Source organism: Gordonia sp. Swx-4, from assembly GCF_030316175.1.
GTDB lineage: Bacteria > Actinomycetota > Actinomycetes > Mycobacteriales > Mycobacteriaceae > Gordonia > Gordonia alkanivorans.
Genome location: NZ_CP128197.1, coordinates 4702642 through 4718920, shown reverse-complemented (window position 1 = coordinate 4718920; position 16279 = coordinate 4702642). Strand labels below are relative to the sequence as shown.

Annotated in this window: 10 protein-coding genes; 4 read left to right on the top strand and 6 right to left on the bottom strand. The window is 67.7% G+C overall.

The genetic code is table 11. From position 1 onward, the window contains the following. Positions 1-8: 8 nt before the first annotated feature. The 5 genes from PWF70_RS21390 to PWF70_RS21370 form a co-directional block, all read right to left on the bottom strand. On the bottom strand, positions 9-920 hold the full coding sequence (locus tag PWF70_RS21390) for a metal-dependent hydrolase (RefSeq protein ID WP_006359903.1): 912 nt from the start codon (positions 918-920) through the stop codon (positions 9-11). Next, positions 917-2695 carry an SDR family oxidoreductase gene (locus PWF70_RS21385; protein WP_006359902.1) on the bottom strand — a complete coding sequence of 593 codons (1779 nt, stop codon included), beginning with the start codon at positions 2693-2695 and terminating at the stop codon, positions 917-919. Before PWF70_RS21385 ends, PWF70_RS21390 begins: the two co-directional genes overlap by 4 nt. Before the next feature lie 185 nt (positions 2696-2880). Next, complete coding sequence (locus tag PWF70_RS21380; protein ID WP_040004266.1) at positions 2881-4134, bottom strand: pyridoxal phosphate-dependent aminotransferase; 1254 nt, start codon at positions 4132-4134, stop codon at positions 2881-2883. 120 nt (positions 4135-4254) lie between these two features. Next, positions 4255-7788, bottom strand: a complete 3534-nt coding sequence (locus tag PWF70_RS21375) for a (Fe-S)-binding protein (RefSeq protein ID WP_279958114.1) — start codon at positions 7786-7788, stop codon at positions 4255-4257. 240 nt (positions 7789-8028) lie between these two features. Beyond that, entirely contained in the window at positions 8029-9402 is a 1374-nt protein-coding gene (locus PWF70_RS21370; RefSeq protein WP_006359899.1) for a WS/DGAT/MGAT family O-acyltransferase, read from the bottom strand. 167 nt (positions 9403-9569) lie between these two features. On the opposite strand from PWF70_RS21370, the gene PWF70_RS21365 reads away from it, so the two are divergent. From PWF70_RS21365 to PWF70_RS21350, 4 genes are all read left to right on the top strand, one after another. Beyond that, on the top strand, positions 9570-10139 hold the full coding sequence (locus PWF70_RS21365; protein ID WP_279939646.1) for a SanA/YdcF family protein: 570 nt from the start codon (positions 9570-9572) through the stop codon (positions 10137-10139). A 131-nt stretch (positions 10140-10270) separates the two neighbouring features. Next, the gene (locus PWF70_RS21360) at positions 10271-11296 is read left to right on the top strand and encodes an extracellular solute-binding protein (RefSeq protein WP_286352772.1); all 1026 of its coding nucleotides are present in this window, start codon (positions 10271-10273) and stop codon (positions 11294-11296) included. A 16-nt stretch (positions 11297-11312) separates the two neighbouring features. Next, on the top strand, positions 11313-12851 hold the full coding sequence (locus PWF70_RS21355; protein WP_279958113.1) for an ABC transporter permease: 1539 nt from the start codon (positions 11313-11315) through the stop codon (positions 12849-12851). After that, complete coding sequence (locus PWF70_RS21350) at positions 12848-13936, top strand: ABC transporter ATP-binding protein (protein ID WP_286352771.1); 1089 nt, start codon at positions 12848-12850, stop codon at positions 13934-13936. Before PWF70_RS21355 ends, PWF70_RS21350 begins: the two co-directional genes overlap by 4 nt. A 21-nt stretch (positions 13937-13957) precedes the next feature. Here PWF70_RS21350 and PWF70_RS21345 read toward each other — a convergent pair whose 3' ends face one another. Then, entirely contained in the window at positions 13958-16186 is a 2229-nt protein-coding gene (locus PWF70_RS21345) for an acyltransferase family protein (RefSeq protein ID WP_006359894.1), read from the bottom strand. Between the last annotated feature and the right edge of the window lie 93 nt (positions 16187-16279).

Sequence of the window (16279 nt, the reverse complement as noted above, 5' to 3'; positions counted from 1 at the left end):
GGAGTCCCTCACGCGGCGTTGCGCGCGGCCGGCGACGAAGCGAGGTAGGCGACGGCCTGGGCGGTGCTGCCGATCTGCTCCGGGCGGAACCCGGGACGGAAGTAACTGAACGTGGAGAAGACGATGCTCCGCAGCGGCGGGAGCACGTCGGCGCGTACGCCGCGGTGGAACTGCCACTTCTTCTGGATGTAGTTGAAGGACACCGACGTGTCCTGCTTCATGATGAAGCGGTATCCGCGCTGCACCAGGAACAGCAGTATCGGGAGGACGGCGAGCATCGCGCGCCCGCGGCGCAGGTAGCTGTCCCCGAAGTACGCGGCGACGTCGTGCGCGACGGCGCGGTGTTCGACTTCCTCGGCGCCGTGCCACATGAACAGGTCGGCCATCGTCGGATGCGCGCCTGCCTCGATCCAGTTGTTGTTCAACGCGAAATCGCCGAGCACTGCGGTGTAGTGCTCGAGCGCCGCGATCAGCCACAGGCGCTCGACGAGGTGCTTGTGGCGGGCCTCGGTGGAGCCGCTCGTCGCCGGACCGAGAACCCGACGGAAGATCCACTCCATCTGCAGCTGGTAGGGGCGGGGATCGATGCCGTGGTGATCGAGGAACTCCCACAGCACGTGGTCGTGGGCCTCGGCGTGCATGGCCTCCTGGCCGATGAAACCTCGCATCCGGGAGGCGAGTTCCTCGTCGGCGACCAGCGGCAGCGCCTCGTTGTAGGTCTGCACGAACCAGCGCTCACCCTCCGGTAGAAGGAGATTCAGCACGCTGATGAAGTTCGAAGCGACGGGGTGACCGGGAATCCAGTGCAGGGGGACGTCGTCCCAGTCGAAGGCCACATTGCGGGCGTGTAGTTCGACGGGTCCGGGATCGGCCTGATCGGTCGGGGACAGATCGGGACGCGGGCGTTCGACGGTGCTCATCCGGTGACGTTCTGTCGGGCGCCGATGCGCGACAACCACGGCGCGAAACGGTAGATGCGATAGCCGACCTTCGCCTCGGGCGTCACCGGGACGACGGCCTTGTTGTGCTCGATGGCCGAGACGATCTCGGTGGCCACCCGATCCGGGGTGAAGCCACGACGCTGATAGAAGCGGTCCAGGCGATCCCGTTGTGACTGTTCGGAAGCGGAGTCGAGACCGGCGATCGGCGTCGACGCCACGATGTTGGTGTCGACGATGCCCGGGCAGATGGCGCTCACGCCGATGCGGTGCTCGGCGAGCTCGGCCCGCAGCGACTCGGAGAACAGCAGGACACCGGCCTTCGACGCCGAGTACAACCCGAGGCTGCGCGAAGGCGTGAACGCCGCGGCCGACGAGACGTTGACGATGTGTCCGCCGACCCCGCGTTCCACCATCTGCCGGCCGAACTCGCGGCTCCCGGTGATGACGCCGCGCAGGTTGACGTCGAGGAGTCGGTCGACCTGCTCGTCGGTAGCGGCGAGAGCTCCACCGGCCAAACCGATTCCGGCGTTGTTGAGCACGACGTCGGGGACGCCGTGCTGCTCGCGGACCGCCGCGGCGAAGGACACGAACGCGTCGGTGTCGGAGACGTCGAGCAGGTAGGCGTGAGCCACCGCCCCGGCGACCTTGCAGGCCTGCTCGGTTTCGGCCGCGGTGTCCAGATTCCGATCGGCGAGCACGAGTTCGCAGCCGCGCTCGGCGAGAAGAAGTGCGGTCTCCCGCCCGATACCGCTACCCGCACCGGTGATCACGACAAGCTTGCCGGCAAGGGGTTTCGGTTCGCCGAACACCCTCGACCGTTCGACGGTCGGCGGGGAGTCGCCGCCGGTCTGGGCGGCCAGAAAGTCCAGGACCGTCTCGGTCAGATAATCCGGGTTGGTGTACGGCAACCAGTGGCCGGTGGGGGTGTCGCGTCGCCACAGCTTCGCCGCAAAGGTCGGGGTGTTCTCGTAGATGGCCGGGCGCAGGGCGATGTCGCGTTCGTTGACCACCTGCAGGACGGGCACCGTTGTCGGGCGCGGCTCCGGACGGAGGAGCTTCTGGCGGATGTTGGCTCGGTACAACGCGAGCCCGGTGATCATGTCGCGGCGTAGGGTTCCGGCGACGACGACGTTCTCCGGTGGCGTGCCCTCGACGGTGTGCAGGAAACGCTTCCACGCCCGCGGATTCCCAAGCGCGGTCAGCAGCGCGTTCGGGAGTACGGGAAGCTGGAACAACCCCGTGTAGGCCGACGAGAGCGATTGCGTCGCAATGGTTCGCACGCGGTGGGGCGTCGGACGGGTCAGCCCGTTGCGGAGGAAGTGGCCGAGGTGATCGAGATTCGGCCCGGAGACCGAGACGAAGGATGCGATGCGGGTGTGCGCCCGCGGCCGGCTCACGGCCTCCCACGCCTGGACCGAACCCCAGTCGTGACCGACGACGTGGACGGGAGCGTCGGGGCTGACGGCTTCGGCGACGGCGAAGAGGTCGTCGGCGAGCTCGGCCAGCCGGTACGCCCCGACCTTGCGCGGGCGATCGCTCTCGCCGAAGCCGCGGCAGTCGTAGGCCACCACGTGGTACTTCTCGGCGAGCCGGGGCGCGATGTGCGTCCAGAGGTGGTGAGTGTCGGGCCAGCCGTGAACCAGCAGGACCGTCGGATTCCCCGGGTCGCCGAGCTCGAAGGTCGCCAGCGTGACGTCGCCGGACACCGTCCCCCGCCGCCAGTCGGGCCGCACCTGCACTGCCTGTTCGGACATCCGTGTCACCTCGCTGTAGACCCCGATTGGAGTTACACGTTACCAACGGTTACATAAATGTCTAGACCCTTGCGCGAACCCGTCTCAGTGCGGATTCCCCGGTTACGCGGACCGAAACCAGACCGGGACGCGAAAAGGCCCGGGTCCACTGAGACCCGGGCCTGCCGCCGCGTGGGAGCTGCCGCCTACTGGCGGTACGAGGAAAGGAAGTTGCCGATCCGCTCGACGGCCTCTTTCAGGTCGCGTGACCACGGCAGCGTGACGATGCGGAAATGGTTGGTGTCATCGAGGTTGAACCCGCTGCCCTGCACGACGAGGATCTTCTCCTGCAGCAGGAGGTCCTGGACGAACAGCTCGTCGTCGTGGATCTCGTGCACCTCGGGATCGAGGCGCGGGAAGGCGTACAGGGCGCCCTTGGGCTTCACGCAGCTGACGCCGGGGATCTCGTTGAGCTTCTCCCAGGTGACGTTGCGCTGCTCGTAGAGCCGGCCGCCGGGGGAGACGAGCGCATCGATGGACTGATAGCCGCCGAGCGCCACCTGAATGGCGTGCTGCCCAGGCACATTCGCGCACAGTCGAGTGGAGGCGAGGATGCCCATGCCCTCGATGAATCCCTTGGCGTGTTCCTTCGGGCCGGTCATCACGACCCAGCCGGCGCGGTACCCGCACACCCGGTACGCCTTCGACAGGCCGTTGAAGGTCAGGCACAGCAGATCGGGAGCCAGCGACGCGACGTTCACGTGCTCGGCCTCGTCGTAGATGATCTTGTCGTAGATCTCGTCGGCCAGGATCAGCAGCGAGTGCTGACGAGCCAGTTCGACGAGCTGCTGCAGGACTTCGCGTGAGTAGACCGCGCCCGTCGGGTTGTTGGGGTTGATGATGACGATCGCCTTGGTGCGGTCGGTGATCTTCGACGCGATGTCGGCGATGTCGGGGTTCCAGCCGTTCGCCTCGTCGCAGCGGTAGTGGACGGGGGTGCCCCCGGACAGCGACGTCATCGCCGTCCAGAGCGGGTAGTCCGGTGCCGGGATCAGGACCTCGTCGCCGTCGTTCAGCAGCGCCTGCATCGTCATCGTGATGAGCTCGGAGACACCGTTGCCCAGGATGACGTCGTCGACGTCGAAGAAGGGGAAGTCGGGGATCAGCTCGTACCGCGTGACCACCGAACGACGAGCGGACAGCACACCGGCGGACTCGGAGTATCCCTGCGAGTACGGGAGCGCGTGGATCATGTCGCGCATGATCACGTCGGGTGCCTCGAATCCGAACAGAGCCGGGTTGCCGATGTTCAGCTTGAGGATGCGGTGGCCCTCCGCCTCGAGCCGCTGCGCGTGCGCGTGTACGGGTCCGCGGATCTCGTAACACACGTTCTGCAGCTTGAGCGACTGCTCGAGCGGCTTGAGGTTCTGGTTCAGATGCGACACATGGGGCCTACTCACGAGTTCAATTGTCGCAGCCGGATGCAAATGGGTTTCCGCCAGTGCTGTCCGACCGTGGTCCAGAGCACGAAAAACGGGCCCCGACCGTGGTGGTCGGAGCCCGTTTCGGTACTGCTGTGACTACTTGTGGCCGGGCCGCTTCTTGCCGGCCGCGATGCCGAAGCCCTTGGCCTTCGACGCCCCGGTCTCGGCGATGGTCCGGGCGTCGCCCGAGCCGTTGCTCGACGGGGCCGGGACCTCGGTCCCGTTCGCCTCGGCCGGCGCCTCGGCTGCCGGGGTCTCCTCGACTTCGGGTGCCTCGGCGGGCTCCTCGGGTTCCGGAGTCGCCTCGGGAGCGGGAGCGGCCTCTGCCGGTGCTGCGGCGGGTGCCGCCGCTTTCGGCGCGGCCTTGCTCGCCCCACCGGGGCGCTTCTTGCCCGCGGCCATGCCGAAGCCCTTGGCCTTGGCCGGCTTCTCCTCGGTCAGCGCCGCAGCCGAACCACCCTGGGGTGCCTCCGCCGCCGGCTCGGCCTCGGCAGCCGGTGCCTCGGTCGCAGGGGCCTCAGCGGCGGGGGCCTCAGCGGCGGGGGCCGCCACCGGAGCGTCCGCAGCCGCGGACGGCTTGGGAGCGGCCTTGCCGATCCCGCCCGGACGCTTCTTGCCCGCGGCCATGCCGAAGCCCTTGGCCTTGCCCGGCACTTCTTCCGTCGCCGCGGTGGCGGTGGCGGTGGCCGATTCGGTGTCGACGGTCGGGGCGGCATCGGGTGCCGACTCGGCCTCGTCGACCTTGTTCTCGGCGGGAGCGGTCACGCCGGCGTCGGCTGCTGCCGCGTTCGGGGTGGACGCCTTCTGGCCGGGACGCTTGCCCGCGGCCATGCCGAAGCCCTTGGCCTTGGCCGGCTTCGCCTCCGCGGTCTTCTCTGCTGCCGGTGCCTCGGCCTTCACGGCCTCCGACGACTCGGCCTCGGCGGGAGCAGGAGCTGCCGAAGCAGCAGGCTTGCTCGCCGCACCCGGACGCTTCGCGCCGCCCTTCATGCCGAAGCCCTTCGAGGCGGGCTTCTTCTCGGCCGGTGCCTCAGCAGGTGCCTCGGCGGGTGCCGACGCAGCGGCCGGTGCTGCCGACGCAGCACCCGGCTTCTTGCCACCCTTCATGCCGAAGCCCTTGGACGCGGGCTTCTTCTCGGCAGGTGCTTCCGCCGGTGCCTCGGTCTTGGCTGCGGCGCCGGGCTTCTTGCCGCCCTTCATGCCCAGGCCGACCTTCGGCTTCGGAGCAGCCTCGGTGGTTGCGGTCGCGGTCGCGGCCGCTGCGGCCGGGACCTTCTCGGGTTCGGGCTCGGCCTCCGGCTCGGGAGCGCTCGGGCGCGGGCCGAGGTAACGGCCGCCGAGCTTGACCTCGGTCTTGCCGCGCTTGACCGAGTCGAGCAGCAGCTGCGCGACGTCGACGACCTCGACCTTGCCTTCGGACTCGGTGCCACTGGTCCGGGCGGTCACACCGTCGGTCAGCATCACGCGACAGAACGGACAGCCGGTCGCGACCTTCTTGACCTCGCCGGTGGTGTCGCCGAGGGTGTCGAGCGCCTCGTCGACCCGGTCGATGTTGATGCGCTTGCCGATCTGCTCTTCCATCCACATGCGGGCACCACCGGCACCACAGCACATGGACCGTTCGCCGTGACGCGGCATCTCGGTGAGAGTCGATCCGGCCGCACCCATCAGTTCACGCGGGGCGTCGTAGACCTTGTTGTGACGGCCCAGGTAGCACGGGTCGTGGTAGGTGACGCCCTCGCCGAGCGGGGCGACCGGCACGAGGCGCTTCTCGCGGACCAGACGGTTCAGCAGCTGCGTGTGGTGGACGACCTCGTACTTGGCGCCCAGCTGCGGGTACTCGTTGCCCAGTGCGTTGAAGCAGTGCGCACAGGTGACGACGACCTTCTTGCGCTGCTCGGGTGCGGTCGAGAAGACCTCGCCCAGCATCTCGATGTTCTGCTGCGCGAGCATCTGGAACAGGAACTCGTTGCCGGCGCGTCGTGCGGAGTCACCGGTACAGGTCTCGCCCTCGCCGAGGACCATGAAGTTGACCGCGGCCATGTCGAGGAGCTCGGCGACGGCCTTGGTGGTCTTCTTCGCGCGGTCTTCGTAGGCGCCGGCGCAGCCGACCCAGAACAGGTACTCGAAGCCCTCGAACGACTCGACGTCCTTGCCGAAGACCGGGATGTCGATGTCCATCTCGTCGATCCAGGCGGTACGCGCGGAGGCGTTCTGGCCCCACGGGTTGCCCTTGTTCTCGAGGTTCTTGAACATGCCGGCCAGTTCGGTCGGGAAGTCCGACTCGATCAGGACCTGGTAGCGGCGCATGTCGAGGATGTGGTCGACGTGCTCGATGTCGACCGGGCACTGCTCGACGCAGGCGCCACAGGTGGTGCAGCTCCACAGGGTCTCGGTGTCGATGACCGCACCCAACGCCTCGGGATCGAATTCACCCTCGGCCGACTCGATGCCCTCGCCGCCGCCGATCTTGCCCTTGGACTCGCCGACCAGCTTGCGGGAAGCCTCGGCGCGAGCGGCCTCGGGGATCGCGTTGAGCTTGGCCTCGTCGACGTTGCCGTCGGCGTCGACCAGGCCGACCTCGTCGCCGCCCATGTCCTTGCGACCACCGGCCAGCAGGTACGGGGCCTTGGCGTTGCCGTGGTCGCGCAGCGACATGATGAGCAGCTTCGGCGACAGCGGCTTACCGGTGTTCCAGGCCGGGCACTGCGACTGGCAGCGGCCACACTCGGTACAGGTGCTGAAGTCGAGCCAGCCCTTCCAGGAGAAGTCCTCGATCTTGCCCGCACCGAACGCGTCGACGTCCGGATCGGCGGTCTCCATGTCGAGGACCTTGCCCTGGCTCATCATCGGCTTGGCCGCACCGAGGGCGACGCCGCCGTCGGCCTCACGCTTGAAGTAGATGTTGAAGAACGCCGAGAAACGGTGCCACGCAACGCCCCAGTCGGTGTTCAGGCCGACGACGGCCAGCCAGACCATGCCGCTCATCAGCTTGATGACCGCGAAGATCGACACCAGCGTCGGCGACGCGGGCAGGATCTTCGCCACGTTCATGGTGAAGAAGTCCGAGTAGGCGTTGGCGTGACCGTAGGTCGCGATCTTCGACGCCTTCACCAGGATCATGCCCAGACCCTCGAGCAGGACGACGGCCTCGACGAAGTAGGCCGCGCCGAAGCGGGATCCGGAGAACCGCGAGATGCGCTCGGGGACGCGCGGGTGGTTGAGCTGGCGGATGACGATCAGCACCATGATGCCGACCACCGTGCCGATGCCCAGGATCTCGTCCCACAGGCGCCACGCGAAGGTGTCACCGAAGACCGGCCAGTGGAACTCCGGGTTGATCGACTGGCCATAGGCCTCGAACCACAGCAGGGCGCCGCCCATGAAGCCGATCATGACCAGCCAGTGGGCCCAGCCCACCGTCCGGAACTTCACCATGCGGGTGTGGGCGATGAACTCCTTGATCATCGTCACCAGTCGCGGGATCACCGGCCAGAATCGGGACCCGTCGACCTTCTGGCCGAGTTTGATGGTGCGGAACATCCGCACCACTCCGCCGAGGAACAGGTACCAACAGAAGAGGCTGATCACCGCTGCTGTGGTGCCGATGGCAATCGTCGTGGCTGTCACGGGCGCGTACCGGCCTTTCGTCTAGGTCGTCCCGCCGCCGGAGGAAGCGCACAGAGTGCGCAGGGCTGTCCCCGCGGAGCGGTGTACTACAGGTAACCGTAATTCTTCGCGCCGGTGGCGCGCTGCCAAGGTTGGCCTAATTCTTGCTGGTCTAAACTCACACCGAATGATACTCGCCAGTAACTTACTGTCGAGTCAGGGTGGGGAGGATCCCAATTCGCTTCTCGGGCTGCTCCGGGGTCAGCGGACGTGGGCCACTTTCTCGAGCTCTTCGAGAGCGGTGTCCAGGTGTGTCAGCAGTCGCTGCAGGCTCGGGACCTGCGCGCGAGCGCCGATCAGCCCGAAGTTGATGTGTTCGGCGGTGCTGGTCACGGTGATGTTCAACGCCAGGCCCTCCATCGCGATGGAGACCGGGTAGAGGCCGTCGAGTCGAGCGCCATTCCAGTACAGGTGCTCCGACGGTCCCGGCACGTTGCTGATGATGATGTTGAACTGTGGCGGCACGTACTGGACGAAGCCGGGGATGGTCGCGAAGGCGAGCGGCGCGAAATTGGCCGCGCCGAGCGCGAGCGCCTGCAAGGGTCTCAGGCCGCGGACGACGTTCTTGGCCTGGCGGGCGGATGCGACGACCGAGTTCAGCCGGCGTTCGGGGTCGGGCTGGTCGGTGGCCAGGTCGACCATGATCGCGGTGACGGCGTTTCCGTCTTTCTCCTCGTCGGTGTGCATCGACACCGGCACCGCGGCGACCAGCGGGGAGTCGGGCAGAGCGTCCTGATCGACGAGGTATGACCGAAGTGCGCCCGAACACATCCCCACGACGACGTCGTTGAGTGTGATGTCCAGGGCGTCGGCGACCGCGCGCAGCCGACCGAGTTCCCATTGCTGGGCGGCGAACCGCCGCGCACTGCCGATCGCCACGTCGAGTATGGTTCGCGGCGCGCGGGACACCGGCGGCACGAAGTCCGGTTCCCGCACGCCGGCGAGTGCCACCTTGACGGCCGCCGGGCCGAGGCCGGCGATCTGTAGCCCGGTATCTGCGAGCCCGGACAGCCGTTCGCGCAACGACGTAGCCGGTCGGGGACGCTTCTGGCCGACGAGGGCCGGATCCCACGGCGCGGATCCGGATCTGTCGTCAGGGTCAGGCGAGAGCATGCGCTGCAGGAGGCGAAGTGCTGACACGCCGTCCACGATCGAGTGATGGATTTTGGTGTAGATCGCGACCCGGCCGTCCTCGAGCCCCTCGATGATGTGCAGCTCCCACATCGGGCGGTAACGGTCGAGAAGCGCGCCGTGACTGAGTGAGACGTATCGCAACAGTTCCCGGATGCGCCCCGGCCTGGGGAGAACCGTGCGCCGGACGTGATAGTCGTAGTCGATCTCGGCGTCGTAGGCCCAGGCGAAGTTGCCCAGCATGGTGACCGGCGGGGCTGGGCGCTTGCGGAACAGCGGATGGACCTCGGCGCACGAGGAGAACGCCTCGATGACCTCTTCGACGAGTTCGGTCGCCGACTGGCCCTCGCGCGGCACGAACAGTTGAAGCCCGCCGACGTGCATCGGCTGCTCACGTGTCTCGGCGAGGAGGAACATCGACGAGGTCACCGGCATGTACTGCATGCACACTCTCTTCCACGGTTGTCGGATACGCGTCGGGGCTGAGCGCGGCAGATGGTCTCAGTATCGGCCCGGGGGTCAGGGAGCGGCAGCGAATTGTCATCTTGGGTGAGATGTATTCCTACACCTAGGTTGTACAGGTGAGGTCAGCAGCACGTCTCGTCGCGCCGGTGGTGCTTGCGGTGCTGGTGGTCGTCGAACTATGGGTCACCGTGGCGGCTACCTGGATGTACGTCGTGGCCGGTGACCGGGTCCTCGACGCAGAGCAGGTGCCGGACGGGTCGACGCTACTGGTGCTCGGTTCACTGGTGGAGGACGGCGTTCCCGGTGACTATGTCCGCGGCCGGCTGGACGTTGCGGCCGAGCTGTACCGGGATGGGCGAGTCGTACGAATCATCAATTCCGGCAACGGTTCTCCCGCAGCGGGCGACGAACCGGCGGTGATGCGGAGCTACCTCGAAGCCGCGGGGGTCCCGGCGCAGGTCATGGTCGACGACCCGCAGGGACTCGACACCGCGGCCAGCTGTCGCCGGGCGCGGGGGGTGTTCGGCGTCGACCGACTGGTCGTCGTGACCCAGGACTTCCACCTGCGGCGCGCCATCGCGCTGTGCCGTGGCGAGGGGGTCGACGCCAGCGGCGTCGAAGCCGGATGTGACTGCCCGGCATGGACATTGGTGCGTAATCACATTCGCGAGACGGTGTTCGCGGGCCCGAAGGCGGTGCTGAGTCGCGTCGGCTGAGGTCTCTGGGAGTGTGCGCCGCGTGCGGAACCGTCGAGTCCCGTCCTATGCGGGATCCGGGTTCGGTTAGGCTAGCCAAGTCCAGAGGGCGGTCGTTTCGACGGGGAGCGGCCGAAGGAAAGTGAGAGCGCATGAGGACCACCGGCCTGATCCGACGAGCGGTTGCGACGGCGGGGGCCGCGCTCATCGCCACGAGCGTCCTCGCGGCCTGCTCGGGGGGAGACTCGGCGGGAGACGACGAGACTCTCGTTCTGTACTCGGGCCGCTCGGAATCGCTGGTCGGACCCCTCGTCGAGCGCATCAACGGAACCATTCCGGTGACGGCGGCCTACGACAAGAAGGCTGCGCAGATCCTCGAGGAGGGCGAACGCTCACCCGCGAACCTCTTCTTCGCTCAGGACGCTGGTGAGCTGGGCGCACTGGCCGACGCCTCGCTGCTCGAACCGCTACCAGCGGATATCGCCGAGAGTGTCCCCGAGGCCTACCGCTCGGAAACCGGTGCCTGGGTGTCGACATCGGCGCGCTCGCGAGTCCTGATCTACGACCCGCGACAGCTGCCCCAGAACGAACTGCCCACCGGTATCGACGGCCTGCTCGCACCCGAGTTCCGTGGCAAGGTCGGATACGCGCCCACCAATGCGTCTTTCAAGTCCTTCGTGACCGCGCTGAGGTTGACCCGGGGCGAGGACGGGGCCCGTGAATGGCTCACCGCGTTCCTGGCGAACGACCCCCAGGCGTTCGAAGGCAACGGGCAGATCGTGGAGTCGGTCAACAACGGGCAGCTCGCCGCAGGTCTGACCAACCACTACTACTGGGTTCAGGAAGTACAGGAGAAGGGTATCGAGAACGTCCCCGGCCGGTTGCACTTCTTCTCGGACGGAGATCCGGGTGCGCTGGTCAACGTGGGTGCCATCGGTGTCCTGAAGACCGCCGGGGACAAGGAAGCGGCCTTCGACTTCGTCCGGCAGTTCCTCACACCCGAAACCCAGACCTACTTCGCCACCGAGGTCGGGGAGTATCCGGTGATCGGCAACGAACCGCTCCCGGTCGACGGGCTGCCGACGCTGAACCAGCTGTCGCCGCCGAAGATCACGCTCGACCAACTCGCCGATGTGGCCGGTACCGACAAACTGCTCAACGAGGTCGGCGCTGTCTGATCGTCTGAAACGCGCGGTGTTTCGTCGTCCCGGCCGGACCATCCGGTCGGGACGACTGCTGTTGGGATTCGTCAGCGTCATCATCGCCCTGTTGCTCGTCACTCCGGTGGTGTACCTGGTCGTCCGGGTGATGGAGATCGGGGCGGACGACGCCCTCGCCTACCTCTTCCGGCCGAGAACCGGCCAATTGCTCTGGCGGACAGCGCAACTCGCCGTCCTGGTGACGTCCGCCTCGATCGTGATCGGTGTGGGCGCGGCGTGGTGCGTGACCCGCGGCGTCCGTCGTGGACGCGCGGTCGTGGTCGCCCTGCTCACCGCACCACTCGCGATTCCGTCGTATGTCTCCGGCTTCGTGTGGACACGGTTGTTCCCCGGATTCGAAGGTCTGTGGGCCGCGGTGCTCGTGCTGACCCTGGCCTGTTACCCGCTGGTCATGCTGCCGGCGATGGCAGCTCTCGCGGGGACCGGGGGGAGAGAGGAAGACGCCGCTCGCACTCTTGGATGTAGCGCGCCGACCGCGTTCCTGCGGGTGACCCTGCCGAGAATTCGTACTGCGGTCCTCGCCGGCGGACTGCTTGTCGCGCTGTACTCGATCAGCGACTTCGGCGGCCCCGCGATCGTGAGGTTCGAGCCGTTCACGGTCGGTATCTACAACGCCTACAACGGGACTCTGGACCGATCGGTCGCCGCGTTGTACGGGCTCGTGCTCGCCACGATCGCCGTCTTTCTCGCGCTGGCCGAACGACGCGTACGTCGTGATGTCGATTCCGGTGCCACCCCGCCCCGGAGTCGCGACGCCCGTGACCGGCCCGTCGCCTGGACCCTCGTGACGCTGACCGTTTCGGTCGGCGTCTGCGTCCCGATCGTCGGCCTGCTGACCGAGATCCGTGAATCCCGCAGACTCGGCTTCGACGACTTCGGTGAGCTGCTCGCGTGGGTCGCCCCGTACACCCGCACCACGCTGGAACTGTCGGCACAGGCGGCCGTCGTGATCGCGATCCTGGCACTTCCGCTGGCGTTCTTCATATCCCGTCCGCGTACTCGCACCGGGGACTCCGTGGAGCTCGTGTCCTACCTCGGTTACACACTGCCGGGTGTGACGGTCGCGCTGTCGATGGTGTTCCTGGGGACGAGGGTCCTGCCGTCCTACTACCTCACCGCGGGAATGCTGATCGCGACGTACGTGGTCTTGTTCCTGCCGGTGTGCCTCGGTCCCGTCCGATCCGGTGTCGACGCCATCCCGCTGCACGTGGCCGATGTGTCGCGAACCCTGGGCGCCGGACCGCTGGCCACTGCCGTCCGCGTGCAGTTGCCGCTGCTGATGCCGGCGGTGCTGGCCGGGTCCGCGCTGGCGTTCCTGTCGGTGGCCAAGGAACTCCCGGCCACCCTCATGCTGGCACCGATCGGCACCCGGACGCTGGCCACCGACATGTGGAGTCTCAGCAACGACCTGAACCACGGGCGGGCGGCTGTCCTCGGCCTTGTCCTGATCATCGTCGCGTCGATACCGACCGCGGCTCTGTCCACGCTGTTCGGAAAGGGCGTTGACCGATGAATGACGCTGTGCGGGTCGAGAACATCTCGGTCGTCCTCGGTGATGCGACCATCCTCGACGGGGTCTCCCTGCGGGTGCCCGCCGGGTCGATCACCGCGGTCATCGGACCCTCCGGGTGCGGGAAGACGACGCTGCTGCGCACGATCGCGGGCCTGGAACCGCTTCGGTCCGGACGAATCGAGATCGGCGGCATCGAGGTCGCGTCGGTACGCGGTGACGGAAGTCGTGACGTCGACATCCCCACCGAGCGCCGGAGTTTCGGGCTGGTCCCGCAGGAGGGCGCCCTGTTCGGCAATCTGAGTGTCGCCGGGAACGTGGGGTTCGGTCTGGGCCCGTGGTGGCGTCGGACCCCCGGACGCGCGGCGCGCACCACCGAGTTGCTGGAAGTCGTGGGGCTCAGCGATTTTCGCGGTCGCCACCCCAGCGCATTGTCCGGCGGTCAGCGGCAACGGGTGGCGCTGGCCCGGGCGTTGGCCCCCCGGCCCGCGGTGATCGGCCTCGACGAGCCGTTCTCCGCACTCGACGCCCAGTTGCGCACCCGACTGCGCGACCATGTGCGCGACACGATCCTGGCCGAGGGCTCGAGTGGTCTGCTCGTGACGCACGACCGTGAGGAGGCCATGGCGATGGCCGACGAGATCGTGGTGTTGATGGCCGGACAGGTGCGTCAGGTCGGGTCGCCCGAAGAGGTGTATCTGGCGCCGGCGGACGCCGAGGTCGCGCGGATGTTCGGCGAGGTCTCGGAGCTTCCCGGCGACGCGGACGGGGATGTCGTCCGGTGTTCGGCCGGACTGTTGCGATTGCGGAGGCCGGCTCGGGGTCCGGGGACGGTCATGCTCCGTCCCGGCGACCTCGACGTCGCGACGTCCCCGGACGGGTCGGAGCTCGGTCGTGCGACAGTTCTCTCGGTCAGGCCGTGCGGGGAGCACATCGAGGTCAGGGTGTCGCTGACGGCTGCCGATCCGGCCCGACACGACGACGGCGTCGAACTGTTCGTGCGGGCGGAACCGGAGTGGGCCGGTTCGCCGGGGGATCAGATCGCGTTCCGGCAGCGCCGTCCGGCGCACTTCTGCCCGGCCTGCTGACACCGACCCTCGTCCCGGGTCTCACCACCAGCCGGTGGCCTTCTGCAGGTCCGCCTCGATTGCCGGGATGAGGCTGCGCACGAACGTGGCAGACAGATGGTGGTAGTCGTGCCACATCAGGATGTTGCCGACCACCGCCGGGCAGTAGGTGTCGTCGCACATGGCGTCGGTGTAGTCCAGGAAGGTCATGTTCGGGAACTCGTCGGCGAGCGCGGCGGCCGGGTCGGTGGGCGCCATGGCCTGTGCGCGCGAGACCCCGCACACCTCGGGCTTGCGGCCGCTGGCGAGGCACTCCGGCGGCTTCAGCTTGCCGGTCGACCACGGGTTGTCGCGGATGCCGATCACCTTCTGCCCGCGGTCGCGGAACCGGGCGAAGATCTCCTTGTAGTCCTTGGGCACGTTGTCGCCCTTCTCGGACCCCTGCGGAGGACGCGTGGATGTGGTGAACACGTAGTCCGGCTTGTCCACGGCCAGGCGTTCCATCACACGATTCGACCAGTCGTTGCACTGGTAGTACTTCTGCCCGAACCAGGTGAAGACATGCTCGGTGGTGAGCGCGCAGCCCACCTTCAGATAGGTCGTCACGCGGAAGTTGTGCCGCTTGCCGATGTCGTTCAGCGCGGTGATCCACTGCTCGGCATGCGAGCCGCCGACCAGGGCGATGGTGCGGGTGGCGTCGACGTCGCCGTAGTACCCGACCTTGATCGACGGGTCCTTCCAGCCGCTGATGATCGAGTCGTAGGAGGTGATCGGCCAGTCCATGCCGACGACGTCGGGACTCGGCTGGGCGGTCACCTTCGGGACCGGCGCACCGTTGAGGAAGGCCCGTCCGCCGGGGTAGAGGCGGGGGTCGAGGTTCTCGGTGTCGAGGGTCGCGTTGGCGGCGTCGCGCTGCCAGGTCACCGCGGCGCTGCCGGCGGCCACGCTGATGACCAGCAGGATCGCGAGAAGGGCGCCGCGGTAGCCTCGCGAGTTCTGGAAGCCGGGCTTGTCCGTCTGCGTGGGCTTGATCGTCGTGTCCGGCGCGGCGTCGCCGTCGGTCGTTCTTGCGACGGTCTTCTTACGCCTGAGCGATCCAGACCGTAGCGGGGCCTCCACGTACTTGGTGGTGAGCCACGCGATCAGGACCGAGACGCCCAGGATTCCGGTGCCCTCGAGCCAGGACACCTCGTCCTGATAGCGCCACGCCATGTAGAAGATCAGCAGCGGCCAGTGCCACAGGTAGAGCGCGTAGGCGATGGAACCGAGCCACACGAGTTGCGGATGGGCGAGACCGCGACTCACCCGGGCCTGTCCCTCGGCCGGTCGGGCGGTGGCCGGGGAGCCCGCCCAGATCAGGATGAGCGTCGCGCCGACGGGCACGAGCGCCCACGCCGCGGGGTACTCCTGGACACCGGCGATCCACCAGCCGCAGGTGATGATCAGGCCGAGGGCGACGAGGCTCAGCAGGTTGCGCAGGCGCGCGGACAGCGCGAGCTTCGGCATCCACACCGCGAGCAGGCCACCGGCGAGCGGCTCCCACAGTCGGGCGACGGTGTCGTAGTAGGTGAACGGCTGGTTGATGCCGTGGCGGTAGTTCGCCCAGGCGAAGGAGACGAGCGCGACGCCGAGGAGCGCGAACCCCACGATGCCGCGCACGACCCGCGGGCGTCGGAAGAACTCGACCTTGAGTGACAGCGCGCGCAGCAAGCCACCGAGAGCGAGCGCGCACAGCAGCGTCAGCACGAAGAACTGGCCCTGCATCGACATCGACCACAGGTGCTGCATCGGGCTGTTCGCGGAGTCGGCGGCCGCATAGTCCTGCGACTCGAACGCGAGATGCCAGTTCTGGTAGTACAGCGCGCTGGCCTGCAGCTCGGCACCGAGCGGACCCCACCGGGTCGTCGGCATCACGAGGGCGATCAGCGCGGCGGTGAACGCCAGCACCAGGAGCAGCGCGGGGAGCAGTCGTCGGACCAGGCGCCAGAACCGCGGCCACGGGTTGATCGCCCGGCCCCACGACGCGGAGGCGGGCTGGGTGGCGAGCACGTGCTTGAGTAGCGAGGCGACGAAGAAGTAGCCCGAGAGCGTCAGGAAGACGTCGACGCCACCGGAGACCCGGCCGAACCAGACGTGGAAGACGGCGACGAGCGCGATCGCGATACCGCGCAGGCCGTCGAGGTCGAGCCGATAGCCCGAGGTGTTACCGGTCGCGGCGTCCTCGTTGGGCGTCGCGACGACCGGGGTCACTTCGGGAACGGGCGTGCGCACAGAGGGCGATGGTACTTGTCCAGGACGGGGCCACGCCGCCGCCGCGGCGGGTGTCGGCGGACCCACAGGAGGTTCGAAGGTTCGCTTTGTCGG

What these genes read in the sequence shown, in the direction of transcription:
- PWF70_RS21390 (WP_006359903.1), bottom strand. Translation starts at nt 920, where the DNA reads ATGAGCACCGTCGAACGCCCGCGTCCCGATCTGTCCCCGACCGATCAG.
- PWF70_RS21385 (WP_006359902.1), bottom strand. Translation starts at nt 2,695, where the DNA reads ATGTCCGAACAGGCAGTGCAGGTGCGGCCCGACTGGCGGCGGGGGACG.
- PWF70_RS21370 (WP_006359899.1), bottom strand. Translation starts at nt 9,402, where the DNA reads ATGCAGTACATGCCGGTGACCTCGTCGATGTTCCTCCTCGCCGAGACA.
- PWF70_RS21360 (WP_286352772.1), top strand. Translation starts at nt 10,271, where the DNA reads ATGAGGACCACCGGCCTGATCCGACGAGCGGTTGCGACGGCGGGGGCC.
- PWF70_RS21350 (WP_286352771.1), top strand. Translation starts at nt 12,848, where the DNA reads ATGAATGACGCTGTGCGGGTCGAGAACATCTCGGTCGTCCTCGGTGAT.